The organism is Rhizobium sp. WSM1274 (genome assembly GCF_025200775.1).
Classification (GTDB): Bacteria; Pseudomonadota; Alphaproteobacteria; order Rhizobiales; family Rhizobiaceae; genus Rhizobium; species Rhizobium leguminosarum_I.
On sequence record NZ_CP104139.1, the window covers coordinates 521,988 to 545,165 of the forward strand.

The 23,178-nt window shown below is 59.4% G+C and carries 19 protein-coding genes and 2 pseudogenes; 12 read left to right on the forward strand and 9 right to left on the reverse strand.

What is annotated here, in order from left to right; all coding sequences use genetic code 11:
* Positions 1–449: 449 nt before the first annotated feature.
* From N2600_RS26570 to N2600_RS26595, 6 genes are all read left to right on the forward strand, one after another.
* On the forward strand, positions 450–1,382 hold the full coding sequence (locus tag N2600_RS26570) for a dioxygenase family protein (RefSeq protein WP_260299408.1): 933 nt from the start codon (positions 450–452) through the stop codon (positions 1,380–1,382).
* Positions 1,383–1,593: 211 nt separating this feature from the next.
* Positions 1,594–2,355, forward strand: coding sequence for an SDR family NAD(P)-dependent oxidoreductase (locus tag N2600_RS26575; RefSeq protein WP_260299409.1), 762 nt, complete (start codon positions 1,594–1,596; stop codon positions 2,353–2,355).
* A complete protein-coding gene (locus N2600_RS26580) occupies positions 2,355–3,233 on the forward strand; it encodes a 3-keto-5-aminohexanoate cleavage protein (RefSeq protein WP_260299410.1) in 879 nt (292 codons plus the stop codon). Before N2600_RS26575 ends, N2600_RS26580 begins: the two co-directional genes overlap by 1 nt.
* A gap of 33 nt (positions 3,234–3,266) precedes the next feature.
* Positions 3,267–4,271: a quinone oxidoreductase family protein gene (locus N2600_RS26585; RefSeq protein WP_260299411.1), complete on the forward strand. Its 1,005-nt coding sequence runs from the start codon at positions 3,267–3,269 to the stop codon at positions 4,269–4,271.
* 10 nt (positions 4,272–4,281) lie between these two features.
* A complete protein-coding gene (locus tag N2600_RS26590; RefSeq protein ID WP_260299412.1) occupies positions 4,282–4,614 on the forward strand; it encodes a cupin domain-containing protein in 333 nt (110 codons plus the stop codon).
* Positions 4,615–4,694: 80 nt separating this feature from the next.
* A complete protein-coding gene (locus N2600_RS26595) occupies positions 4,695–5,747 on the forward strand; it encodes an alpha/beta hydrolase family protein (RefSeq protein WP_260299413.1) in 1,053 nt (350 codons plus the stop codon).
* 98 nt (positions 5,748–5,845) lie between these two features.
* Here N2600_RS26595 and paoC read toward each other — a convergent pair whose 3' ends face one another.
* From paoC to N2600_RS26615, 4 genes and pseudogenes are all read right to left on the reverse strand, one after another.
* Positions 5,846–8,056 (reverse strand): aldehyde oxidoreductase molybdenum-binding subunit PaoC, encoded by a 2,211-nt coding sequence (gene paoC / locus N2600_RS26600; RefSeq protein ID WP_260299414.1) that lies wholly within the window; start codon positions 8,054–8,056, stop codon positions 5,846–5,848.
* A gap of 458 nt (positions 8,057–8,514) precedes the next feature.
* Positions 8,515–9,408 (reverse strand): LysR family transcriptional regulator, encoded by an 894-nt coding sequence (locus tag N2600_RS26605; RefSeq protein ID WP_260299415.1) that lies wholly within the window; start codon positions 9,406–9,408, stop codon positions 8,515–8,517.
* Positions 9,409–9,535: 127 nt separating this feature from the next.
* Entirely contained in the window at positions 9,536–10,330 is a 795-nt protein-coding gene (locus N2600_RS26610; RefSeq protein WP_260299416.1) for a carboxymuconolactone decarboxylase family protein, read from the reverse strand.
* A gap of 135 nt (positions 10,331–10,465) precedes the next feature.
* Positions 10,466–10,786: pseudogene (locus N2600_RS26615) on the reverse strand (aldo/keto reductase); the annotation flags it as partial.
* Positions 10,787–11,181: 395 nt separating this feature from the next.
* Here N2600_RS26615 and N2600_RS26620 point away from each other — a divergent pair.
* Positions 11,182–11,907 (forward strand): SDR family oxidoreductase, encoded by a 726-nt coding sequence (locus N2600_RS26620; RefSeq protein WP_260299417.1) that lies wholly within the window; start codon positions 11,182–11,184, stop codon positions 11,905–11,907.
* Between the two features lie 224 nt (positions 11,908–12,131).
* Here the strand turns inward: N2600_RS26620 and N2600_RS26625 are convergent, their stop codons facing one another.
* The 4 genes from N2600_RS26625 to N2600_RS26640 are packed head-to-tail and all read right to left on the reverse strand — an operon-like array spanning position 12,132 to position 15,715.
* Positions 12,132–12,560, reverse strand: coding sequence for a hypothetical protein (locus N2600_RS26625; RefSeq protein ID WP_260299418.1), 429 nt, complete (start codon positions 12,558–12,560; stop codon positions 12,132–12,134).
* Between the two features lie 36 nt (positions 12,561–12,596).
* Positions 12,597–13,589 carry an ABC transporter substrate-binding protein gene (locus tag N2600_RS26630; protein WP_260299419.1) on the reverse strand — a complete coding sequence of 331 codons (993 nt, stop codon included), beginning with the start codon at positions 13,587–13,589 and terminating at the stop codon, positions 12,597–12,599.
* Positions 13,582–14,775: a Gfo/Idh/MocA family oxidoreductase gene (locus N2600_RS26635; RefSeq protein WP_260299420.1), complete on the reverse strand. Its 1,194-nt coding sequence runs from the start codon at positions 14,773–14,775 to the stop codon at positions 13,582–13,584. The genes N2600_RS26630 and N2600_RS26635 overlap by 8 nt, the downstream gene beginning before the upstream one ends.
* Positions 14,765–15,715 carry a PDR/VanB family oxidoreductase gene (locus N2600_RS26640; RefSeq protein ID WP_260299421.1) on the reverse strand — a complete coding sequence of 317 codons (951 nt, stop codon included), beginning with the start codon at positions 15,713–15,715 and terminating at the stop codon, positions 14,765–14,767. Before N2600_RS26640 ends, N2600_RS26635 begins: the two co-directional genes overlap by 11 nt.
* A 140-nt stretch (positions 15,716–15,855) precedes the next feature.
* Between N2600_RS26640 and N2600_RS26645 the strand changes: the two are divergent.
* A pseudogene (locus N2600_RS26645) lies at positions 15,856–17,137 on the forward strand (Rieske 2Fe-2S domain-containing protein).
* Between the two features lie 305 nt (positions 17,138–17,442).
* On the opposite strand, the gene N2600_RS26650 reads toward N2600_RS26645, so the two are convergent.
* The gene (locus N2600_RS26650) at positions 17,443–17,949 is read right to left on the reverse strand and encodes a MarR family winged helix-turn-helix transcriptional regulator (RefSeq protein ID WP_113548183.1); all 507 of its coding nucleotides are present in this window, start codon (positions 17,947–17,949) and stop codon (positions 17,443–17,445) included.
* Positions 17,950–18,260: 311 nt separating this feature from the next.
* Between N2600_RS26650 and N2600_RS26655 the strand changes: the two genes are divergently transcribed.
* The 4 genes from N2600_RS26655 to N2600_RS26670 are packed head-to-tail and all read left to right on the forward strand — an operon-like array spanning position 18,261 to position 22,932.
* The gene (locus N2600_RS26655; protein ID WP_260299422.1) at positions 18,261–19,430 is read left to right on the forward strand and encodes an ABC transporter substrate-binding protein; all 1,170 of its coding nucleotides are present in this window, start codon (positions 18,261–18,263) and stop codon (positions 19,428–19,430) included.
* A gap of 25 nt (positions 19,431–19,455) precedes the next feature.
* Positions 19,456–21,360: an ABC transporter permease gene (locus N2600_RS26660; RefSeq protein WP_260299423.1), complete on the forward strand. Its 1,905-nt coding sequence runs from the start codon at positions 19,456–19,458 to the stop codon at positions 21,358–21,360.
* On the forward strand, positions 21,357–22,160 hold the full coding sequence (locus N2600_RS26665; protein ID WP_260299424.1) for an ABC transporter ATP-binding protein: 804 nt from the start codon (positions 21,357–21,359) through the stop codon (positions 22,158–22,160). The genes N2600_RS26660 and N2600_RS26665 overlap by 4 nt, the downstream gene beginning before the upstream one ends.
* A complete protein-coding gene (locus N2600_RS26670) occupies positions 22,147–22,932 on the forward strand; it encodes an ABC transporter ATP-binding protein (protein WP_260299425.1) in 786 nt (261 codons plus the stop codon). Before N2600_RS26665 ends, N2600_RS26670 begins: the two co-directional genes overlap by 14 nt.
* The last annotated feature ends 246 nt before the right edge of the window (positions 22,933–23,178 follow it).

Below are 23,178 nucleotides of genomic sequence, written 5' to 3' on the forward strand. Positions count from 1 at the left end.
CTGTGATCAGTGCAATCTTCCCACTCTCCATCTTCGGTTGAACATTCGCGTATGTTCGGAGATGGATGCGATCACTGCACGGGCTCCTGCCTCATCGATGGATTTCGGGATCGGCTGACGGGAAAGGCGGCGCCATCACCTCAGCAATTTCACCAGTTGCCCACATAAGTTGTGAGCCGTGGATAAAAACAGTGCCCGAACGCTGCGCAGGAAGCAACAAACGCGCTTGCCTGCGACGCAGGATCCATGTACAACGCAATCGATTGCATAGCCTCGACAGACGCTGTGTATCGAGGAGCCGAACGACAGGACTGGAACTTTCTGAAGGCCGTGGCCGCAGTCGATGGTCGGAGGCTTTGAGCACCTGGCGCTTTGCCAGGGCCGCTCGAAGGCATGCGAAGTGACGACCGATGATCGTGACGGAGTACTAGGGCAAGAGAGGTAGCGCAATGGGTATCAAGCAGGCGACTGTTCCGCCTCGGAATAACTTGAACGTCATCACGGACGAAAGCTCGGTAACAAATGTCGTCCTCGACGCTATGGCTCGTACGCCTGACGCGCGGCTGCGTGAGGTGATGGTGTCTTTTGTCCGCCACATGCATGCATTCGCCCGAGAGGTTCGTCTCACGGAGGAAGAATTTCATCTTGGCATCGATGTATTGAACCGCATCGGACAAGCGAGCAACGCCTCCCACAATGAAGCGGTGCTCTTTTCCGATGCCATCGGTTTTTCCACTCTCGTTTGCCTTTTGAACAACGGAAAGAACGGTGCGACGGAGACGGCCGCTGCACTGCTTGGGCCATTCTGGCGCATGAACTCGCCCTTGACGCCAAACGGTGGGTCAATCGTCCGGTCTGACACCCCAGGACCGGCGCTTTTCGCGAATTGCCTCGTCACGGATACGCAGGGCCACCCGCTCGCCGAAGTAGAAGTCGACGTCTGGCAGGCCTCCCCAATCGGTCTTTATGAAAACCAGGATGCGAACCAGGCCGAGATGAACTTGCGCGGCAAGTTCACCACCGACTCCGATGGACGCTTCTGGTTCCGCTCGGTCAAGCCGGCGGGGTATCCTGTGCCTACGGACGGGCCCGTAGGAGATTTGCTTCGGGCTCAGGATCGTCATCCCTATCGCCCTGCCCATCTTCATTTTCTGTGCTTCAAGTCCAGCTACAAGACCCTGATCACACAAGTCTTCGTCAGCGGCGATCCTTATTTGAGCAGCGACGCAGTGTTTGGCGTCACCGAACACCTCATTGGCAACTACCGCCAAGGCGAGGGGGCGCCGCCAGCTGCTGACGTGACCGGACCGTGGTTCGTGTTTGATTACACGTTTCTGATGGAACGCGGCAAAGCCGAGCTCCCAAAGCCACCAATCAAATGACCGCATCTACGGTTTACAACGAGCGCAAGTATGCCGTACGCCGCCCTCTAAATCCCAGAAAACGCGCCGCGAGAGCCAGTCGCTCATCGTTTCCAAGTTCTCCCGCTCGCATTCATTCGATCGCTTCGGCATCGGGATACAGGACGCTGATCATGGAGGGTCTCGCTTGCGTTCTAAATAGCCGCTCTTCTCGGGAAGGACGAACTGAACAATGACCATGCAGTATTTCAATCGCCCACTTGAGGGCAAGGTCGCCATTGTCGTCGGGGGCTCTGGGGGAATTGGCCGAGAGACCTGCCGGATGCTGGCGGATGCCGGCGCGACTGTCGCCGTCGGCTATCGTTCGGACATGCAGCGAGCCGAGGAGGTTGTGAACGGGCTTGCGGGCGACGGCCATTTCGCCGCGCCGGTTTCGATCGAGAACACGGCAACAATCGAAAGCTTCAGGGACAAAGTGATAGAAAGTCTCGGGAGGTCAGACATTCTGGTCAATTCTGCGGGTGTCACCGAGCAGGTGGCTCATTCTGACCTTGACGGTCTTAGCGACGAAATAATCGACCGGATCTTTATCAACAATTGGCGCGGAGTTTTTGCCACGATTCGAGCGTTCGCGCCGGCGCTTAAGGCGAGCGGTGACGGGTTGATCGTCAACGTCTCATCTATCGCTGCGTTTACGGGTATCGGCTCCAACATCGCGTATTGCGGCGCAAAGGCCGGCATCGACATCATGACCAACTCGTTGGGCCGTGCATTGGCACCCACGGTTCGAGTGATGGCGGTATCACCGGGCGCAGTCGATACGCAATTCGTGCCTGGCCGCGGCAACGAATTCGCCGAAAAGGTTGCCGCGACGACTCCGCTCAAGCGGATTACCAGCGCGGCCGACGTCGCCGAGGCGATCGTCGCCTGCGCAACGCATCTGAAATTCTCGACCGGCAGCCGGATTGTCGTCGATGGAGGAAGGCACCTGTGATGCAGCCGAAAGTCATCATCACCTGTGCCGTGACCGGCAACCTGACGACACGGGAAAACCATCCCGGCCTGCCGGTCACTCCGGAGGAGATTGCGAATGCCTGCCTGGAGTCGGCGGATGCCGGGGCCGCTATCGCCCATATCCATGTGCGCGACCCCGAGACCGCCAAGCCATCGATGGAGTTGAAGCACTACCGCGAAGTGGTTGATAGGATCCGGGCCAAGAACACCGCTTTGATCCTCAACGTCACGACTGGTCCGGGAGGGCGCTACCATCCGAGCGATGAGAATCCGGCGGTGGCCGGCCCGCGCACGACGCTGATGCGGCCCGAAAAACGGGTCGAGCATATCGTCGCGCTGAAGCCGGACATCGCCACGCTCGACCTCAATACCATGACCTTCGGCAATGAAGTGGTAATCAACACACCCGGCAACGTGAAGATCATGGCCGACATCATCAACGAGGCCGGGTCCAAGCCGGAGCTCGAGGTCTTCGATACCGGCCATATCGTCCTGGCGCACGATCTGTTGAAGGCGGGCGTACTGAGTTCGCCGCCGATGTTCACCATCGTAACCGGCGTCAAATACGGCTTTCCCGCGACGACCGATGTCATGGCGACCGCCGCGCGCATGCTGCCAAACGATGCTGTTTGGACGGGTTTCGGCGTCGGCCGGATGTCGTTCCCGATGGCTGTTCAGGCCTATCTGCTCGGCGGGCATGTCCGCGTCGGCCTTGAGGACAATTCCTATCTCGCCAAGGGCGTACTGGCGAAGGGCAATGGCGAATTGGTCGAACGTGCCCGCGACCTCATTGAAAAACTAGGCGGACAGATTGCCGCCCCATCGGAAGCCAGAGAAATGCTGGGGCTTGCGGCCTGAGCGGCGCAGCGGGAGCAAAGGAGATTGAAGAATATGAACATTCAAGCAAACGCCAGGACCGGTAAGGCTCTTAGAGTTTCCGAAAAATCGCCGGATCTCGACAACCTTCTGATCGAGGTGGTCGAGATGCCGATACCGCGCCCGGGGCCGGGACAGGTTTTGATCGAGATTGTTGCAGCGGGCGTGAACCCCAGCGACGTCAAGGCGTCGCTGGGTCATATGCCGCATGCTGTCTGGCCTCGCATACCTGGACGTGATTTCGGTGGTATCGTCCGAGAGGGGCCGTCGCAGATGATCGGCATGGAGATCTGGGGCGGTGGCGGCGAGCTCGGCATCAGCCAGGATGGAAGTCACGGCAAATGGATGATTCTCGATCAGAAGGCAGTGCGCGCCAAGCCGAAGAATTTCACCATGGAAGAGGCCGGATCGGTCGGCGTGCCGTTCATCACCGCGTATGAGGGGCTACGTGAGGCCGGCGGTGCCCAGCCGACCGACGTCGTGCTGGTTTGCGGGGGCAACGGAAAAGTAGGGCAGGCGGCGATCCAGCTCGCGACGATGGCCGGAGCAAAGGTCTTCGCCGTCGAGTACAACGACCAGCCGTTTAGGGGCCACGCCAACGGACCGGTCACGATGCTGAACAGCGCGGTAGACGATGTTGCCGCGATCGTCGGCGACATGACCGACGGCCACGGCGCAGATATCGTCTTCAACACCGTCGGCAGCCCGTATTTCGAAATCGCAAACAAGGCGATGGCCAAGCAGGCGCGCCAGATCTTCATCTCGACATTCGACCGTGGCGTGCCCTTCGACATTTTCAATTTCTTCCGTGGCCGGCACAAATACATTGGTATCGATACGCTTGCTCTGTCCTCCGTCGACGGTGCGCGGATATTCGACAGGCTGAAGCTGAAGTTCGAGGAGGGGCTGCTCAAGCCGTTCCCGATCAATCCCGCCTGCTGCTACGGGCTTGAGGATGCCGCAAAGGCCTACGCCTCGGTATTACGCGGTACGCCCGAGCGAGTTCTGCTCAAGCCATAAAGGAGCGGTCATGCAGGTCACCCGCTACAATGAAGCCAAGCCCTATGAGGCGCCCGAACATTACGACATGCTTTGCCTGCGCCTGCAGGGCAAGGAGGCGACAGCGACAGATGCGATCTGGATCGGGCTGTCGCATCTTCTGCCGGGCGGTCGCACCTCTCTCAAGGAGGCAGCGGTCGAGAAGATCTATATCGTCGTCGCCGGGGAGGTGACCATCGAAACAGTCGATGTCGCCGTAACGCTCGGCGTGCTCGACAGTTGTCGCCTGGCACCAGGCGAGGCGCGCGCGCTGGTCAACCGCACCAACGCGCCGGCATCGATTCTTCTGGCGATGCCGACTTGAATTGATAAGAAATCAGAAAAGCGTTCGCTTTAACTTAAGGCGACCGATCTGCGACCAGCGACCCCCGAAGGGCATCACGAATGAGCGAGACAGAGAGCAGACTACTAAGCGTGGTGAAACACTGGTTGCCCCGGATTGAGGTCGCCGGTATTCCCTCTGCTACGGCTAAGGCGGTAATAGAAAAAGCGGGTGCTTGGGAAAATTGGCTCAAGGCCTGGAGCGATGAGGGCGACCGGCACGCCGAGATGGGCGAAGCAGCTCTTGCTCGGGGGCGACGGGTTACGGCTGGCGAAGCCTTCGCCCGTGCCAGTCTTTTTTATCATTTCGGACAGTTCATGGCCTTCGACGATCTCGAAGCAAAGTACGCTGCGGCGGCGCGCAAGGTCGCAGTCTTCAGAAAGGCGGCACCGCTGTTCGAACACCCCGCCGAATTGGTCGAAGTGCCGTTCGAGGACGGTTTCTTGCGGGCCTATCTCCGCCTGCCGCATGGGTTGGACCCGCACCCCCTTGCGATTATCGTCCCGGGCTCGGATTCCACCAAGGAGGAGTTTCCGGCGTTCGAACGGCATTTCCTGAGCCGCGGCATCGCAACGTTGTCGTTCGACGGGCCGGGACAGGGGGAGGGACGTTCGCACGGCCCGCTACGACCCAACATTGCTCCGGCACTTGCCGCGGCGATAGCGACAATCAAGGGCAAACCCGGCTTGTCGGACGCTGTCGGCCTGGTCGGAATGGCCTTCGGCGGCTTATTGGCGCTCCGCGCCGCGGCGGCGCTGGATGGGCTTGCCGCCGTCGTCTCCATCAACGGCTTTTATGATCTCGGCGCGCTCTGGCCGACACTACCAAGTGTCTATCAGGACAACATGACCTTTGCACTCGGCGGAACCGATGTCGTTGAGCAAGCTCACCGCTTTACTCTGCGCGGCTCTAATGGTCCGGCAGTCCCGGCGCTGATCGTGCACGGCGGTCGCGATACGATCTTTCCTCCATCAGAGGCGGAAAAATGTGCCAGCATGTGCAGGGCCGGCAGCGAACTGCATGTCATCGCGGCCGGAAACCATGTCTGCAACAACATTCCTTGGATGTATCGGCCACTGGTTGCAGACTGGCTGGCGGAGCAGTTCCAGGCATGACGATCACCAGCGAGATCCGTAAGCTATGCAGGACCGATACGTACATCTCTGCGATCGCAGCACAATATGAACCTTGAGTGGAAGGATCGTTTCGATGATCATTCGCGATGAGGAAACCGATCGAGCAATTTCTCCAGTGTGATCGGATATTGCCGCACCCGCACGCCGGTTGCGTTGTAGACCGCATTTGCGACGGCCGGCGCGACACCGGTCAGTCCCAGTTCCCCGACGCCTTTCGCTTTCACCGGCGATATGGCTGGATCTACTTCGTCGAGGAACACGGCCTCGAGATGAGGGATGTCGGCGTGGACCGGAACCTCGTAGCCGGCGAGATCGTGATTGACGAAGAAGCCGGATCTCTGATCGACCACCATCTCTTCCATCAGGGCCGCCCCGATCCCCATCGTCATCCCGCCGATCACCTGGCTGCGCGCGGTCTTGGGGTTGAGGATGCGGCCGGCGGCGCATACGGCGAGCATGCGGCGAACGCGGATTTCGCCGGTATAGACGTCGACGCCGACCTCGGAAAAATGCGCCCCGAAGGTCTGGATCGCGAAGCGCTTCGCCAGATCGCCGAATTCCATGATGTCTTCGGCGACGAGATCGCCGTCGGCGGCAGCGCTGGCGAGCAGCGCCCTTCGATTTCCAGACCGAACCTCACCGCCAATGAATTCTGACTCTGCGGTGTTGAAGCCCAGACGCTGGGCGACCACCGCCCGCAGCTTCGTGCAGGCAGCATAGACGCCTGCGGTGACGGAAGGCGCGCCCTGCTGTCCTCCAGATCCCGGTGTCTCCGGAAAGCTCGAATCCCCGAGCTTTGCCACCACGCGCTCGATCGGCAGACCCATCATCTCGGCCGCCGTCTGCTGCACAATCGTGTAGCTGCCGGTGCCAAGGTCCGTCATGTCGGTCTCAACCGTCAGCATGCCCTGGCGATCGAGCCGAACCCGCGCTCCGGCCTTTGAAATCGGCGCCCCACGGATCGCACCCGCCATGCCCATACCAATCAACCAGTCACCATCGCGGACTTGACCCGTCTCAGTTTTTCGCATGCTCCATCCGAAATTTTCGGCGCCCGTGCGGAGACATTCGACGAAGGGACGCGAGGAAAAAGGTCGATCGGCATTTTCCGGGTCGACCTGGGTATCGTTCAGGATGCGGAACTCGACCGGATCCATGCCGAGCTTCTCGGCCATCTCGTCCATGGCGATCTCGAGCGTCATCAAGCCGGGCGCCTCTCCCGGCGCACGCATGGCATTGCCCTCGGCCAGGTCGAGCGTCGCCAGCCGGACAGCGGTCATCCGGTTCGCTCCGGCGTAGAGCGACCGTGTCGAAAGGGTGGTCGGCTCGGTGCGGCCGCCGGCGAGATTGCCCGACCAGCTCTCATGCCCGACCGCCGTCAGCCTACCGTCGCGCGAGGCGCCGAGCTGGATCCTTTGGATGGTCTTCGGTCGATGGATCGTATTGTTGAACATTATCGGACGTTGAAGTGCGATCTTCACCGGTCGCCGCACCATTCGCGCGGCAACGGCCGCCAGCACCAGATCTGACTGCACCGTGCCCTTGCCGCCGAAGCCGCCGCCGATGAACGATGAAATCAGCCGAACGTTTTCGCGCGGAATGCCGAGAATGAGGCCGAGATCGCGGGTTCCCCAATTCATCTGCTGGATCGAAGTCCAGCACGTCACTCGATCGCCATCCCAGGTCGCGATCGTGGCATGCGGCTCCATCATGGCATGCGCCTGGTCGGGAACAGTATATGTCTCGTCGACCTTCACCTCTGCGGCTGCGAAAGCCTGATCGAAGTCTCCGACTTGCGTCTCGGTCGGTCCACCAAACTCCATCTGCGGTGCAACCGGGGCGCTGTCCAGTTGCTCGGCGAGATCGAAGCGGCCCGGGCTGCGCGCATAGTCGACGCGGATCAGCGAGGAAGCCGCGCGTGCCTGTTCGAAGGTTTCGGCCACCACGACTGCAACAGGCTGATGGTAGTGATCGACATCAGGGGCAGCCAACATGCGCTGGACATAAAATTTTCCAACACCAAGCGGACCGGCATTGCGGTGAGTAATGACAGCCATCACGCCGGGCGCAGCCTCGGCGCGCCGGGTGTCGATCGATGAGATCCGGCCCTTGGCAATTGCCGCGCCAAGGATATAGCCGTAGGCAGCGTTCGGTGCGACGCCGTGATATTCGTAGGCATAGGTCGCCGTCCCAGTCGTCTTGAGCTCTGCCTCGAAGCGGTCGTGAGGCTGGCCAACGACGGTCATCCGGTCAATCGGGTTCGGTCCTGCAGGTGTGTCGAACTTCATGGATCAGCCCTCGCTTGCGCTATCACGTTGCTGAGCGTCCGCTCTACCACCAACAGCTTGAACGGGTTCTTGACGTGGCTCCGCGCCCTCGGCAGTCCGTCAGCCGGAATAGTCGATGCTGGGACCGGTGATCAGGGGCGAAGCAGTGGATCGCTCGCGTGAGTAAATGGGTCACGCATCGGAAAGGATTACCGGCGTCAAATTGCAAGACCTTATGAGTCTGCCTCACGAAACGGGACCTTCCTGCCAGGATCAGGCGAGCAAGCGGCCTGCGGTGGGCGCTCCCAGTTCGCATGAGCGAACTTTACCCTGTCGGCGGCGCCGACTGGCGATCGATGCGCTTGCCACCGAATTGCCGAAGCGTTTCGTTGTCTGAAGCGGATCCCTTTGCGCTTCATTTCCCGCAAGAGCCGCGCAACGGTCCCTAAAGTGGCTCTCCACGGTGTCGTCGCAGCCGCTCACGTTGAATAACGCAACGCGTTCACGAGAAGGGAAAAAGCGGGCGAAGACTGGCGTCGGCTTGGGTAGTAGAGGTGGAAGCCCTCCCAATAGGGCGAAAAATCTTGCAGAAACCGGTGGAGGCGACCGGTTCCGAGATGGAGCTTGGCGATATCTTCCGGGACATAGGCAAAGCCGAAGCCGTCGAGAGCCGCCTCAAGAACGTTGTAGATCGTGTTGAAGACCAGCTGTCCGTCCACCCGAACCTTGATCTCGCGGCCGTTCTCTTCGAACTCCCAGGCATAGAGACCGCCATAGGTGGGCAGGCGCAGATTGATGCACCTGTGCTGCATGAGGTCCTTCGGATGTGTTGGAATATCGCGTGAGGCAAAGTAGGATTCTGCGGCGACGACCGCGAAGCGAACATCCGGCCCGATCCTCACCGAGATCATATCCTTGGCGATCTGCTCGCCGAAGCGCACGCCCGCGTCGTAGCCTTCGCTGACGATGTCCTGCAGACCGTAGTTCACATCCAGTTCGAGCCTGATGTCGGGATATTGTTGGAGAAAGGTTCGAAGCTTCGGCCATATGTAGCACTGGATCTGGTAGTCGCCGGCGGTCAGCCGGACGGTTCCAGCCGGCTGGTCCCGAAGAATGTTGAGCCCATCGAGCGCAGATCCGATCTCGTCGAAAAGCGGACCGATGCTCTGCAGCATCCGTTCGCCTGCCTCGGTCGGTGAGACGCTACGCGTCGTCCTCGTCAGCAGGCGCACGCCCAGCCGCTGCTCGAGCTGACGGAGCGTATGGCTCAGCGCCGACTGCGAGACGCCGAACTTGGCTGCGGCTTTGGTGAAACTGCGCTCCCTCGCAACCACCAGGAACACCATCAGGTCGTTGATATTCTGGCGCTCCACTGATGATTCCTCCTCATAGACCCATCATAAACGCCTGCCTATGAAATGGTAGCAATCAACTCTGGAGCAGCAAGCACGCCGGACCCCTTTGCGCCAGACCAGCGTGCTTTTGCTGCAGGCTGGAGCTTCACTTCACACGGCTACGCAACACCTCTCCGACAACCGACGATGCAGAGAAGGCGTTTGGCCAGCCGGCGTAGAAGGCCGTATGGGCAACGACCTCGCCGGCTTCGTCGGCGGTCAAGCCGTTATCCATGGCGCGGTTGAGGTGATAGGTGATCTGGGCGCTCTGGCCCGATGCGATCAGAGAGCTGACCGTCACAAGGCTGCGGTCTCGCGGTGGAAGATCCGGCCGTTGCCAGAGATCGAGGAACAGCGGGTCGGTCGTGAACTGCACCAGCCCCGGAGAGATCGGGCCGACATTCTTCTCGACGCCGGTGGCGCGTTGGCGCTCGACCTCTTCGTTGAGCGGCAGCAGTTGCGGAGCGGCCGCAGGCAGCTGGTCGGCCGTGATGCCCCGATCTTTGAAGACGTCCTTGGTCGCGGCGACTGCCGACATCGCGTTCGACCAGCCCGCGTAGAAAGCCAGATGCGTGATGATCTCGGAAGTCTCCGTCGGGGTCACCCCGTTATCGAGAGCGACGTCGAGGTAGTGCTTCAGATCAATCGCCTGGTTTCGGGCGATCAGGACGGCGAGGGTGACGATGCTGCGATCGCGGCGTGACAGTTGCGGCCGCTGCCACAGATTTCCGAGCACGTCCTCTTCAGCGTATCGGCCAAGAGCCGGGGCTACGGACTGGATGTCGCTGACCGACAATGATGAAGCACTTGCCGGCATGGCCCCGCCTCCACTTCCTTCCTGGGCCATGAGAGGCTCGCCCATCGTGAGCGAGATAGCCGTGGCCGCCAAAATTCGTTTCATGATGATATCCTTCCAACTTGGTTGTTCCGGCATCGCCTGGAATGGGCCTGTAACGGCGCAACGACGAAAGCTGCAAAGCGCCGTCGTCAGCGTCGAAGCGGGGTTCTGTGGTATCGGCTGCTGCAGAATGTGCCGTTAGAGACCGGATCGGCGCAGCATTTCTTCGGGGTAACGAGCTCCCTGAACGACGATGTTGGTCTGCTCGATCTCATCGAGATCGGCCTTGTCCAAGGTGACGTTCAGCGCCCCGATATTCTCCTCGAACCGTTCGAGCTTGCGCGTGCCGAACAGCGGAACAATCCAGGGCTTCTGCGCCAGCAGCCAGGCTAGCGCGACCTGCGCCGGCGTCGCGCCATGCTTCTCGCCGATCTTGCCGATCAGCTCCACCAGCTTCAGGTTGGCAAGACGCGCTGTCTCGGAGAAGCGGGGGATTCCCGCCCGGATATCGGAACTGTCGCGCCGCAAATCGCATGAACTTATGAGCATGAATCATCAATGCAGGCCGGTCGCAGGCGGAGGTTCGGCCTGCGATGCAGACCTTTTGCTCCTACGGCGCTCTGCTGGATAGGTGGCTGAAACGCACATCCGTCATCGCTCACGTCAACAGGCGACGTAACCCGGCGCAAGGGGGACATGGCGACTGATTGCGGTATGATCGGCATTCTGCTACGAACGGCCCGTCGAAAGAGTGCTGACCGGATGGTAGCCCGGTCGCCGTCTCAAGGGACGGCAATTCTCCCTCCAAGGGTATCCGCGACACCCGAGACCGCCTTGCCGGTCCCAAGGTGTGTCCGCTGATAACCACGTCATCGTCGGCGCACCTTCTCAATTTTTTGGAAGGATGGACGACCATGAAGCTCACGGGAAACACAATTCTCATCACTGGCGGCGCAACCGGCAGCGGCTTTGCGCTCGCACGAAGCCTTTCCGAAAAAGGCAATCACGTCATCATTTGCGGCAGAAGCGAAGCCGCGCTCCGCAAGGCACAGGAGGACGTGCCTGCGCTGATCACCCGCATTTGCGACGTTGCAGACGGCGAGAGCCGCCATTCAATGGTCGAATGGCTGAAGGCGGAGCATCCGGCACTCAACGCCGGCATTCAGCATCGGCGCGATTTCAGTACCGATCCGGCGATCGACACTCTCGACCAGGAAGTGGCGATCAATCTTACGACGCCGATCCATCTGATCCCCGAGCTGCTCGCCGCCTTGCGGCAGCAAGAACATGCGTTCATCATCAACGTCAGTTCGGGCCTCGCTTTCTCGCCCATGGCCGATGTGCCGGTCTATTGCGCCACGAAGGCCGCGATCCACTCCTTTACGCTCAGCCTGCGCCATCAGTTGAAATCCACAGCAATTCGGGTGATCGAGGTCGCACCGCCGATCGTCGATACCGCTCTCGGCGGTGATACGCGTAGCGAAGGCACAGCAAGCCGCATTATGGTCTCCTCGGAAGAGTTCGCTGCCGATGCGCTGGCGCAGCTTGAAGCGGGTAAGGATGAGGTCCTCGTCGGCATCTCCGCCGACACGCGCCGGACGGGCGAAGCACTGTTCGAGCGCATGAACAGCCGCTCCTGATGGGTGCGGATTGCCGTGACCGGTCGCGGCAATCCGATCCCCTCCGAAGATAAAAGAGCGGCCGAAGCCTATTCAGCCTCGCACACGCGACGAATAGCTGAAGCAGCTGCTCTCCCGGCTAGAAGCTCAGGTCTAGAGAGACGCATTCGCACTCGGCTCCGGGGATATTGTCGCCATATGTTCAATGGCGAGGGTGACCGCTTGGGGTGCCGGAGTCGACGCGGTCAGCCCAGCATAGAAAAGAAGGCCTGCAGCGTCGGCACTTCTCGCGGCGAGGCCTGTTGAAGGCGCGGATCGTCTTCCAACGTATAGGTCAGGCCGTCTCCTTCCCAAAGCCACCAATAGACGATTTCACCCTTCTTGCCGCGGATCGGCATCTTGAAGGTCGGGAACTTCTTGTCTGGTTTCGGGATTTCAGCCGTCCCGATCTTCGCGCCGTTGATCTTTCCATGTTCCAGGGCACCGCTGAGCGGTATCATCACTACGCTTCTGGTTTTTGCGGATGATACGGTTGCAAGTGCGGGACGTTCCTGATGGAAGCCGGGCAGGATGCGCACGACTTCCGGATAGGCGACATGCGTGTGGGTGACCTGCACATAGGCCAAACCCTCCGGGGTCGAAATCTCCACCACGTCGCCAGGGCTGAACTGCATCTCTTTCTCCTCGTCTCGTTGACGATCTGGCCCTACCTAAAGGCTGTAGGCTTCGGTCGTCGCCTGATGGAAAAGTTCGTCGGCCGAGACCAGGCGCGGCGACAGGCCCTGATCATAGTGATAGCGCAGAAACGCGTCCAGCACATGGCGGTTCGGCTGCAGGCCGTAGCTCCACATATCCGGTCCCATCAATGCACGGGCGCGGCTCAGAGTGTCTTCTACGAATGGCATGGTCATCTTAGTTGCTGACGTGTCCATCAATGCTTCTTCAGCAATGGATTTTGCTCGGCTGAAAGCCTTCAGTAAAGCTCCGGGAAGCCAGGGATGTGCATCGGCAAGCGACCGGCGCAGCCCAAGAACGTGCATGATCGGGAATATGCGGGTCTTACGAAAATAGGTTTCCGCTTCCGCGATCGTATCCGTGAAAAGTCGTCCGATTGCGAGATTGCCCTGATCGAAGCAGCGCGGCGAGCGGGGACCGACGAAGCCATCAATATCGCCCCTCTCCAGCATCGCATTCAGCGTGTCGCCATCCGGCGCATCGACGATCTTGATGTCGGACGGCAGGTCAACCCTGATCTTCTCCGGTCGGCCAGGCGTATCCATGCCTCCGCGAACCCAGGTGATTTCCGATGAATGCACGCCGTATTCGTCCTGGAGGATACCCCGGAACCAGACATTGGCCGACAGCTGGTATTCGGCAATACCGATCTTGCGGCCCCGCAAAGCCGCCGGGCTATCGATGCCGCGATCCTTGCGGATATACATCGACGTGTGACGGAAGGCCCGCGACAGAAAAACCGGCAGCGCGATGTAATGCGGCTCGCCGCGGGCGACGGAGATGGAGTAGGACGAAAGAGACAGTTCGCTGATGTCGAAAGCGGCATGGCGAAAGGCCCGGAAGAACATTTCCTCCGGCGACAGCAGCATGCAGGTCGGATCAACGCCGTCGATCTTGACGATCCCGTCATAGATAGCACGCGTGCGATCGTAATTTCCCATCGCCAGGGACAATTTAAGATCAGACATGGTCGTTCGCTCCCACTTGATGTTCCAGCCTTACCGGCGCTTTGTCCGCAGCCGATTTCAATATTGCCTGGCAAACTTCAAGGCTTGCCAGGCCCCAGCGGCCACTTTGCACCGGCGGGCGGTTCAATCGGACGGCGGAATGGATCGCCGCGGTCATCTCGGACCGGGAAAACCGGAAAGGCGGCGCTGGCCGAAATTCGCGCCGATCCTCCGCATAGACATGTAACCCCGCAGGGGTGAGCCGGAGATCGGCTTTCTCCAGCGACACGATGATCGGGCCGAAATGCTCATAGGATTCTGGAGTGGACGGCTTGTCGGGAAGGCCATAGGTGCGGGCTGCCTTCAATTCCATCTCGCTTGCGGCGCCGCGTGACTTGAGTGCACGCCGGGCGCTGCCATAGGCCTGCATGTTCTTGCGGGCTCCCAATTCGCCGAAGCCGTCCATCCATTCGTCGCTGTCGAAAAAACCATAGCCGGAGTAGGTGATCGAGGCGATGCATCCGTCGAAAGCGAGTTGAGCGATATAAGCCCCTTCTGTCGGGCGTTCCGGATCCCAACTGCCCGTGTAAGCTGATACTTGCCGAGCCAAGCCGCCGGCGAGCAGGCGGACGATGTCAATCTGGTGGACGCCCTGGGAGAAGACAACGCCGCCACCGCGCGCGGTATCGAGCTCTTCCGGACGACGGGGCCGATACAGGAAATCCGTATAATTGAATGCATTGATGAGCCGGAGGCGACCGAACTCGCCCTCTCTTATGATGGCACGGGCCATCTGAACCGGCATATCGAAGCTGTGGCTGGGGCCAATGAGGAGATGCACTCCGGCGCCGCTACAAGCCTCCGTCATCCGAATACCGTCGTCCAGCGAGATGGCGAGCGGCTTCTCGACCAGCACATGCTTGCCGGCCGCCGCAGCCTTGCAGACATGTTCGAAGTGGAATTCATGTGGTGTCGAGACGTAGACCAGTTCGACGTCGGCATCGCCACAGAGGTCATCGACCGTCTGATAAGCCTTGCCGCCGAATTCCTGAACGAAGGCCTTTTGCGACGCCTCTCGCGGCTCGGCTGCCGCGACAAGTCTGACCCTTGGGTCCTCCACGAAAGCTGCGCGACTGAGGACGAAAGCCCGCCCAAGTCCCGCGACGCCAACGCGCACTGGCGATACTGGGGCTTCATCAAAGGTCAAGGACCAGACCTCCGGTCTTCGCGCGCGAGACACAGATCATGACGAAGTCGTCTCTTTCATCGTCCATTAAGACCATGTCCCGGTGATCCGGATCCCCGTCTAGAAGCCGGCACTTGCAGGAGCCACAGGTGCCGCTTTCGCAGGAACTCGTCGTCCTGATGCCGCTTTCGCGGATCGCTTCGAGGATCGACTTGTCGGCCGGAACGGTAACTGTGCGGCCCGACCTGGCAAGCTCCACATCGAAGGCAACGTCGTCCACGCGGACGACCTCGACCGGCTTGAAGTCCTCGAAATTCACCCGGCCTTCTGGCCAGTGGCCGGAAATCGATAGGATCTCGTCCATGAGCGGCTTTGGACCGCAACAGTAGACGTGCATGTTCTTGATCTCGGCGAAATGGTCCCAAAAGTCGTAGGCTTTAGCAGGATCCCCATTATCATGGTGAACTTTCAGCCGCCGGCCGAAAGCCTCTTTCATTTCCGCCAGGTACGCAGCCTCCTCTACGCTACGCGAACAGTAGATGATGTCGAAATCCTTGCGGTCAGCCGCCAATCGCGATGCCATGGAGTAAATGGGCGTAACGCCGATACCGCCCGCGATCAGCAGGTATTTCGGGGCGGGCTTCAAGCTGAAATTATTTTCCGGCGGCTGGACCATGATGGTCTCGCCGACCTGTGCCTGTTCATGCATCGAGGACGATCCGCCACGCGATTCCCGTTCGCGCTTTACGGCGATCACATAGGTTTCCGGATCCAGGCCATCGCCAACGAGCGAATAGCGGCGCATCGCGCCCGACGGAGTCTCGACTGTGACATGTGCGCCAGGTCCGTAAGGCTCCAGCGGCGCTCCGTCCGTCGCGACCAGCGTGAACTCGGTGATGTAGGGAGTGAGATCGCGGCGGCCGGTTATTTTCAAAGCGCGCGCGTTTGTATGCTCAGTCATTCTTACGTCCTTGCCACGCCAAACCCAAAGTGGCTCTCCTCGCCGTTTACTTAGGTATCTAATTAATTTCTGTCAAGCGCTGGACGAAATGGCGATCACGGTGGTAAATTACTTAGGAAGCTAACTTGGAGGATTGATCTGTGCTAACCCCCGAAGAAAACGAAGTTCTGACGCAGGTATCGGCGGACAAGCCGATGGGCAAACTGATGCGCCAGCACTGGACGCCAGTTTGCCTGGTCGAGGAGGTCGCTGAACGTGACGGGACGCCTTTGCTGGTGGAAGTTCTCGGCGAACGTTATGTAGCCTTCCGCGATACGGACGGCAAACTCGGCCTGCTGGACGAACTATGTCCTCACCGGCGAGCTTCGCTGCTCTACGGCCGCAACGAGGAATGCGGTCTGCGCTGCCTCTATCACGGCTGGAAGATGGACGTTGAGGGCAATATCGTGGCGATGTCGTCCGAGCCGGAAGGCAGCCCGCTAATGAACAAGATCAAACACCGTTCCTATCCCGTCAAGGAATGGGGCGGCTTCGTCTGGGCATGGTTCGGAGACAAGGATCAGGTTCCGACATTCGATCCCCCGGCATTCGCTCCGACGAAGGATACGCAGGTTTCCATCCTGAAAATTCGGATCCCGTGCAATTGGGCCCAGATCCACGAGGGCCAAATTGACAGTGCGCACTCGTCCAGCCTTCATTCGTCGGACATGGTACCTGCGCGCGTTGAGGGCGCGGCCGCCGACGACAAATCCTGGTATCGCCCGTCTACCGACAAGTCGCCACGGATGCAGACGCAGACGACGAGCTACGGCTTCCATTACGCCGCCATTCGCAGACCCATCAAGGGCGCTGATACTCATAACTATCTGCGCATCACTCAATTCGTGGCTCCCTATTACTCCCTCATTCCGCCCAACAGCTCTTACAATGTCGCCAGCGTCATCGTCCCGATCGACGACGTCACGACGGCTTTCCACTTCATCGCCTGGGGGGGGCAAAGACTGCCCGAGCACCGAAGACTGGCGCAAGTTCAACCATGCACAGAAGGGCATTCATCTCAACGAGAAATGGGAGAGCTCCCGGACGAAGGAGAACAACTTCCTCCAGGACCGCCAGGCAATGAAGCTCGGCAATTTCACCGGTATCAAGGGCATTCCGAACCAGGACATAGCGATGTGGGTCGGGATGGGCCCGATCGTCAACCGAACAAATGACGTCCTAGGCGCATCCGACCTCGCCATCGTTGAGTTCCGGCGCCTAATGGTCGATGCGGCCCGCAATGTCGCGGCCGGAGGAAGCGCAATCGGTACCGAGGCACCGCGACTGCCACAGGCGCGTATCGCATCTCGCGAAGGCGTTTACCCCAAATCGGTAGACTGGCGCTCGCTGGTGGATCCGGATCAGGCAATCGCAGCGGAATAAGCAGAAACCGGTGCCGTCCGCGCTCATTCATCTTAACATTGAGCGAGCGTTGATGCGCAACCGGGGCCGTAGATGACACATGGGTAGGCCAGTGGATCGGCGATCCGAACATCAATATCGCCGCCATCGCCAGGCGCAGGATCTGGAAGACATTGGCCCGGTCAGCCGCTGGGAAGAACTCCCATCGGCCGTGAAAGCCGCGGTGGTCCGTGCTCGGGAGGGCAAGAGCGTCATCACAGACGCCGGCATCCCCCGGATACAATCACGCCATGACCTCGGGCCTGACTCGGGGGAACTACCGCGTCCTAAGCCTCGGTGTCCGGCTGGATTTTCGTCGCCATGTTTGCCTGAATGGCACCGAGAAATTGCATCAGCATCTGAATTTCCCTCTCCGTGAAGCCGGATGCGGCCGCATCGACAACGTCCTTGGCGATGGGCATCAACTCATCCTTTAATTGCTGGCCGCGCTCGGTGAGGAAGATATTGATCTTGCGCTTGTCGTCACTGTTGCGGCTGCGTTTGACCAGTCCGTTCAGCTCCATCGCCTTGATTGCGGACAGGGTGGTTGGCTCCATCGTCCCGACGATCAAAGACAGTTCCTTCTGCGTCAGCCCGTCCTCGTTCCAAAGGGCTCGAAGGAAATACCACATGCCCAGCGTAACGCCGTGAGGTTCAATTCTCTGCTGTAGATACTTCTGGATGAGCCTGTGCGTCAGGCGCACTTGATAGCCTAAGCTTTCGGCGAACGGCAGGGAGACATGTTCTCGTGCTTGGATATCGAGATAGGCGCTTCGAGCCGCATCAACTTTCATGTCTAAGGAACTCCATTTCTTCTCAATATCACATGGCTGGGAATCGATGGCAATGACAGGGTGCGGAAGGTCAGAGGGAAGTGCTTAGTGCACGAAGGAACTCCTGCTCCACGCTTTGCGACGGCCGGAGTGCCGGTTCAGAGCCGAAAAGCTTGAATTCTTGTCGGTCGAACCACGCTCTACCAAGCGAAATCGCTCCCAGGATTTTGCTCCCTTGACAAATACTAAGATACCTAAGAATTTATTGGTGGCCATTCGCAGAGGAGCGGAATGCTTCAGGCGGACGCCGTTGAGTTAAGGGAGGTTTGGTTTTGGGTCGGGTTCAGACTATCATCGCAGCATTGGCTTTTTCTGCATCGGTGAGCGCGCACGTCGCCCATGCGGAAACCCTCGACATCAATGTCGTTCTGCCGCTTACCGGTGGTGGCGCGTTTCTGGGCAAGGCCGAGCAACAGGCGCTGCAACTGTTTGAAAAGGCAGCCGCGGCCGATACAGTGCACGGCAAGCCGGTCAAGTTCGTCTTCCATGACGACCAGTCCAGCCCGCAGATCGCAGTCCAGCTCGTCAACAGCATCAAGGTCAGCGCCCCGCCGGTCATTATCGGTTCGGCTTTGTCGGGGCTGTGCAACGCCATGGGTCCGCTGGTTCGCAACGGCCCGGTTCTGTACTGTCTTTCGCCATCCATGAACCCGAAGCCCGGGGAATTCGTCTTCAGCTCGAGCGTTTCCACCAAGGGGCTTGCTGAAGGCCTGCTTCGCTATTTCCGCGATCGCGGCTGGAAAAATATTGGGCTGATCACCTCCACCGACGCAACCGGACAGGACGCCTACAAGAATATCACCGCTTCCGTGGGCAACGGTGATCTTGCCGACATCAAGATCGTCGCCGAGGCGCAGTTCAATCCCACCGAGGTGAGCGCAAGCGCTCTGGTGCAGAGGATCAAGGGTGCCAACCCCGATGCCGTCATCGCGTGGTCTACAGGCGCACCGATCGGAACCATCTTCAAGGCGATCCGCGATGCAGGTTTCGAAGTTCCGGTGGGAACGACCGACGGCAACATGACCTACGCGCAGATGGAGCAATATGCGTCCTTCCTTCCAAAGGAGCTATATATCCCCGCGCCGCAATGGCTGAAGTCAGAGAATGGCGATACGTCTCCCAAGGCAGCCGCGGCGAAGGCTTCGTTCTACAAGGCGTTCGAAGCCGCCGATGTAAAGCCTGACGGCCCATCGACGTTCGCCTGGGACCCCGCGCTGCTCGTGGTCAGTGCCTTGAAGGCCCTCCCTGAAAAGGCGGACGCGGACACCTTACGCAACCACCTGAATAATCTTCAGGAATTCGGTGGCATCAACGGCGTCTATGACTTCAAGCGGGATCCTCAGCGCGGCCTCGACAAGTCCAACGTCATCGTCACCCGTTGGGACACGTCCGCAGGGATCTGGATCCCCGTAAGTGACGTTGGCGGAGCCGCGCTGAAGTAATTCCAGTCGAACTTGGAGTCCATTCATGGCTGAGGTCCTACAAATTTCCGTAGGCGGCGTTCTGCTGGGCGCGATCTATGCATTGATCGCTCTCGGATTTTCGCTGATCTATCGCGTGACCGGTGTCGTGAACCTGTCTCAGGGCGGGTTTGCGGTGCTGGCAGCACTCGCTGGTTACACGTTCAGCCAACAGCTAGGGTTTCCTCTTCCCATCGCGCTTCTTTGCGCTGTGGCGGGAACCACGATCGCCGGACTGGCAATCGGATGGTTCACGTTCGTGCCGGCGCTGAAGAAATTGTCCAACGCCAACGTTCTGATGCTGAGTGTCGGTATCTTGACTCTGATCGAGGGATTTTCGCTTATCACATGGGGAAGCCAGCCCTATTCCGTTCCCGCATTTTCCGGCGAGCGGCCGCTGGAATTCTTGGGGCTGAGGATCACCACACAAACGTTCTGGATTCTCGGCACGGCCCTGGTCATTTTTCTGGCGGTTTGGTTCCTGATCGCACGCACGAAAATCGGCAAGGCCTTGCGGGCATGTTCGGAAAATCCATCTGCAGCGGCGCTGATGGGCATCAATGTCAAGCGGATGACGTTGCTGAGCTTCACGCTCGCGACGCTGATTGCGGCGATTGCAGGTGTGGTCGTCGCTCCGACGACGACGCTCCAGTTCAATACGGGGCAGTTGTTCACCATATCCGGCTTCATAGCCGTGGTCATCGGCGGCATTTCGTCGTTTCCCGGTGCGATCGTCGGGGGGCTGTTCCTCGGACTCGTCACCCAGTTCGCAACAGCTTATGTATCGTCGCTGTTCAGCAATGCGATCGCGTTGATCCTCCTGCTTTTCATCCTGATCTACGCACCAACAGGGCTTATCCCTTCCAAGACAATCCGCAGGCAGGACGTTCGCGAAGAACCGCGCGCCTGGAGTCATCTTACGCGGCTCACTCCGCGGACCGCCTGGACCGCCGCCAGTGTGGGCATCGCTATCGTCGTCATCCTGCCGATGCTGATCCCGGCCGCCTATATTTCCAGCCTCACGATCGCCGCGATCATATTCCTGGCCTTGATCGGTCTGGATCTGCTGATGGGTTATACCGGACAGGTCAGCCTCGGGCAGGCAGGCTTTATGGCGATTGGCGGTTATACCGCCGGATATCTTTCCATCAATTACGAGATAGAGCCGATCGTCGGGATAGCTGCCGGCATCGTGCTTTCGCTTCTTTCTGCACTCGTGCTGTCGATCGTGACATTACGGCTTCGTGGTTTGTACTTGGCTCTTGCGACATTGGCGTTCGGCTTGTTGATCGATTCCTGCGCCATCGGCTTCATCGACGTTACCGGGGGGCCGTCGGGTATGGTCGGCATACCGTCATTTTCGGTCGGATCCTTGTATTTCGATACACAAATGTCGATGTATTTCCTCGTCGTCGCGATCGACATCTTGGTCCTTTTTGCTCTCTTCGGCGCATTGCGGACAAGTTTCGGCCGTGCCTTGCAGTCGATCCGTTCGGATCAGATGGCTGCGAGTGCACTTGGCATCAACATTGTCCGCTACAAGCTTGCGGTGTTCATGATCAGCGCCGCCCTCGCGTCGGTCTCCGGCAGCCTGTTGGCCTATTCATTCAATTTCCTCGCACCTGAAATGGTCGGCACGGCGCGGTCGCTCGAACTGGTCTCTATGCTGGTCATCGGCGGGGAGGGAACGCTCGTCGGGCCTGTGCTCGGAAGCGTGCTCTTGACCATGCTGCCGACGATCTTCCAGCCGCTGGCGATCTACAAGACCTTCTTCAGCGGTGCGCTGTTGATCATCTGTTTCCTCTATCTGCCGCCCGGCATGTACGGCGTCATCGCAACGATGATGACCCGCATATCGAACGAGAAACCCGTCGCGAACGGCCACAAAGTGGCAGAAGGAGGCGCTCGATGAGCTACAATGCAATGCAGGGCCACGACGCAAATATTTTGAGGGTCACCGGCCTGTCCAAAAAGTTCGGCGGGTTGAAAGCAACAGAGGGCGTCAATTTTTCCGTGAAGGAGAATTCCATCACCGCGCTTATCGGTCCAAACGGTGCGGGGAAAACAACGGTATTCAATCTGCTCACCAACCTGTTCCCACCGGACGCAGGAACTGTCGCCTTCTTCGGCCAGGAGATCGTCGGCTGGAGTTCCATGGCCATCGCCAATCTCGGCCTGATCAGAACGTTCCAGTCAGCGCGTGTCTTCCCGGGCCTCACCGTTTTGGAAAATGTCATGGTCGGCCGCCATCGTCTGGTCAAGAGCGGCGGTCTCAGCCAGATGCTGTGGAGTTCCAGCAGTCGGCGCGAAGAAACTGCGATCCGAACGCAGGCCCTGGCGATACTGAAAATCGTCGGTCTCGACCGCTTCAAGGACTCACATGCCGTCGATCTGCCGATGGGCGCGCAGAAACTTCTGGAAGTGGTCCGGGCCGTCATGAGCAATCCCAGGCTTCTGTGCCTCGATGAGCCGGCCGCAGGGCTTAATGACACCGAAACGGAAGAACTCGCCGCTCTTCTGAGGGCGATCCGCGCCGCCGGAATCTCGATCCTCGTAGTGGAGCACAATATGTCGCTGGTCATGAACGTGGCAGATCATGTGGTCGTTCTCGACGCCGGCAAGGTGATCGCCGCAGGGCCGGCCGCTGAGGTCCAAAGGAACCCTCAGGTCATTGAAGCATATCTCGGGAGGGAACAGCATGCCGCTGCTTGAGTTGAAGAGCGTTTCCGCAGGATATACGAGCGCCAGCGTGCTGAGCAAAGTCAATCTGTCACTGGACGCCGGTGAAATCGTGACCCTCGTCGGGTCCAACGGTGCCGGCAAAAGCACCATCGCCAAAGTCATCTCAGGCATACTTTCACCGATGCAGGGCGAAGTGATTTTCGATGGAAAGGCGATCACGGGCCTCTCGGCATCCGAACGGTTGCGGCTTGGCATCGCACATGTTCCCGAAGGCAGGCAGATTTTTGGTGGCATGACCGTCTTAGAAAATCTGCGGCTCGGCGCCTACAGCGTTCCGTCGCACCGGTCGATGGATATCGAAAATCAGTTGGCCTTCGTCTGCACGTTCTTTCCGGTCCTGAAGGATCGGCTCGACGACGTGGCAGGGAATTTTTCGGGAGGACAACAACAGATGCTGGCGATCGCACGTGGCCTGATGTCCCGGCCGCGGCTTCTGATCCTCGATGAGCCGTCGCTCGGGGTGGCGCCGCTTTTGGTCAACGAGATCTTCCAACTGATCCAGCGTCTGCGAGGCGAGGGCATCACCATATTGCTCGCCGAGCAGAACGCACGCCAGGCACTGTCGATTGCCGACCGTGGCTACGTCATCGAAAACGGGCAGATCGTCATGTCGGGTGCTGCATCCGTGCTTGCCGGGTCCGCCGACATAGCTGAGCGCTATCTCGGAATAGGCACCTCTATCGGCGCCAATGTCGATAAGGACGCGCGCATGGCGAAGGAGCTTTTGAGTATCGTTGCATAGGCCGTCGCGCCGCAGGAGGGCACGGCAGGTCGTTAGCAAAATAGGCAGAAGATGCTTGCTGTCTTTGAGGAAGACCCTTTTCGCGTTGCTTTCTGCCTGTTTGACGACTGGGGCCAGCGCCGAAAGTAGATCGGCATCGTAGTTCCATAAATCTGCTTACGCCTCAAAAGCTGAGATGCGTCCGCACCTTAGGCGGTTCCTAAGGGAATCAAATATGGGTGTCGCAGGTTCATATCGGTTCAAGGC

Bases quoted from the DNA above. Each gene is read 5' to 3' on its own strand.
- N2600_RS26570 (WP_260299408.1), top strand. From the start codon at position 450: ATGGGTATCAAGCAGGCGACTGTTCCGCCTCGGAATAACTTGAACGTC.
- N2600_RS26575 (WP_260299409.1), top strand. From the start codon at position 1,594: ATGACCATGCAGTATTTCAATCGCCCACTTGAGGGCAAGGTCGCCATT.
- N2600_RS26580 (WP_260299410.1), top strand. From the start codon at position 2,355: ATGCAGCCGAAAGTCATCATCACCTGTGCCGTGACCGGCAACCTGACG.
- N2600_RS26585 (WP_260299411.1), top strand. From the start codon at position 3,267: ATGAACATTCAAGCAAACGCCAGGACCGGTAAGGCTCTTAGAGTTTCC.
- N2600_RS26590 (WP_260299412.1), top strand. From the start codon at position 4,282: ATGCAGGTCACCCGCTACAATGAAGCCAAGCCCTATGAGGCGCCCGAA.
- N2600_RS26595 (WP_260299413.1), top strand. From the start codon at position 4,695: ATGAGCGAGACAGAGAGCAGACTACTAAGCGTGGTGAAACACTGGTTG.
- paoC (WP_260299414.1), bottom strand. From the start codon at position 8,056: ATGAAGTTCGACACACCTGCAGGACCGAACCCGATTGACCGGATGACC.
- N2600_RS26610 (WP_260299416.1), bottom strand. From the start codon at position 10,330: ATGAAACGAATTTTGGCGGCCACGGCTATCTCGCTCACGATGGGCGAG.
- N2600_RS26620 (WP_260299417.1), top strand. From the start codon at position 11,182: ATGAAGCTCACGGGAAACACAATTCTCATCACTGGCGGCGCAACCGGC.
- N2600_RS26625 (WP_260299418.1), bottom strand. From the start codon at position 12,560: ATGCAGTTCAGCCCTGGCGACGTGGTGGAGATTTCGACCCCGGAGGGT.
- N2600_RS26630 (WP_260299419.1), bottom strand. From the start codon at position 13,589: ATGTCTGATCTTAAATTGTCCCTGGCGATGGGAAATTACGATCGCACG.
- N2600_RS26640 (WP_260299421.1), bottom strand. From the start codon at position 15,715: ATGACTGAGCATACAAACGCGCGCGCTTTGAAAATAACCGGCCGCCGC.
- N2600_RS26650 (WP_113548183.1), bottom strand. From the start codon at position 17,949: ATGAAAGTTGATGCGGCTCGAAGCGCCTATCTCGATATCCAAGCACGA.
- N2600_RS26660 (WP_260299423.1), top strand. From the start codon at position 19,456: ATGGCTGAGGTCCTACAAATTTCCGTAGGCGGCGTTCTGCTGGGCGCG.
- N2600_RS26665 (WP_260299424.1), top strand. From the start codon at position 21,357: ATGAGCTACAATGCAATGCAGGGCCACGACGCAAATATTTTGAGGGTC.
- N2600_RS26670 (WP_260299425.1), top strand. From the start codon at position 22,147: ATGCCGCTGCTTGAGTTGAAGAGCGTTTCCGCAGGATATACGAGCGCC.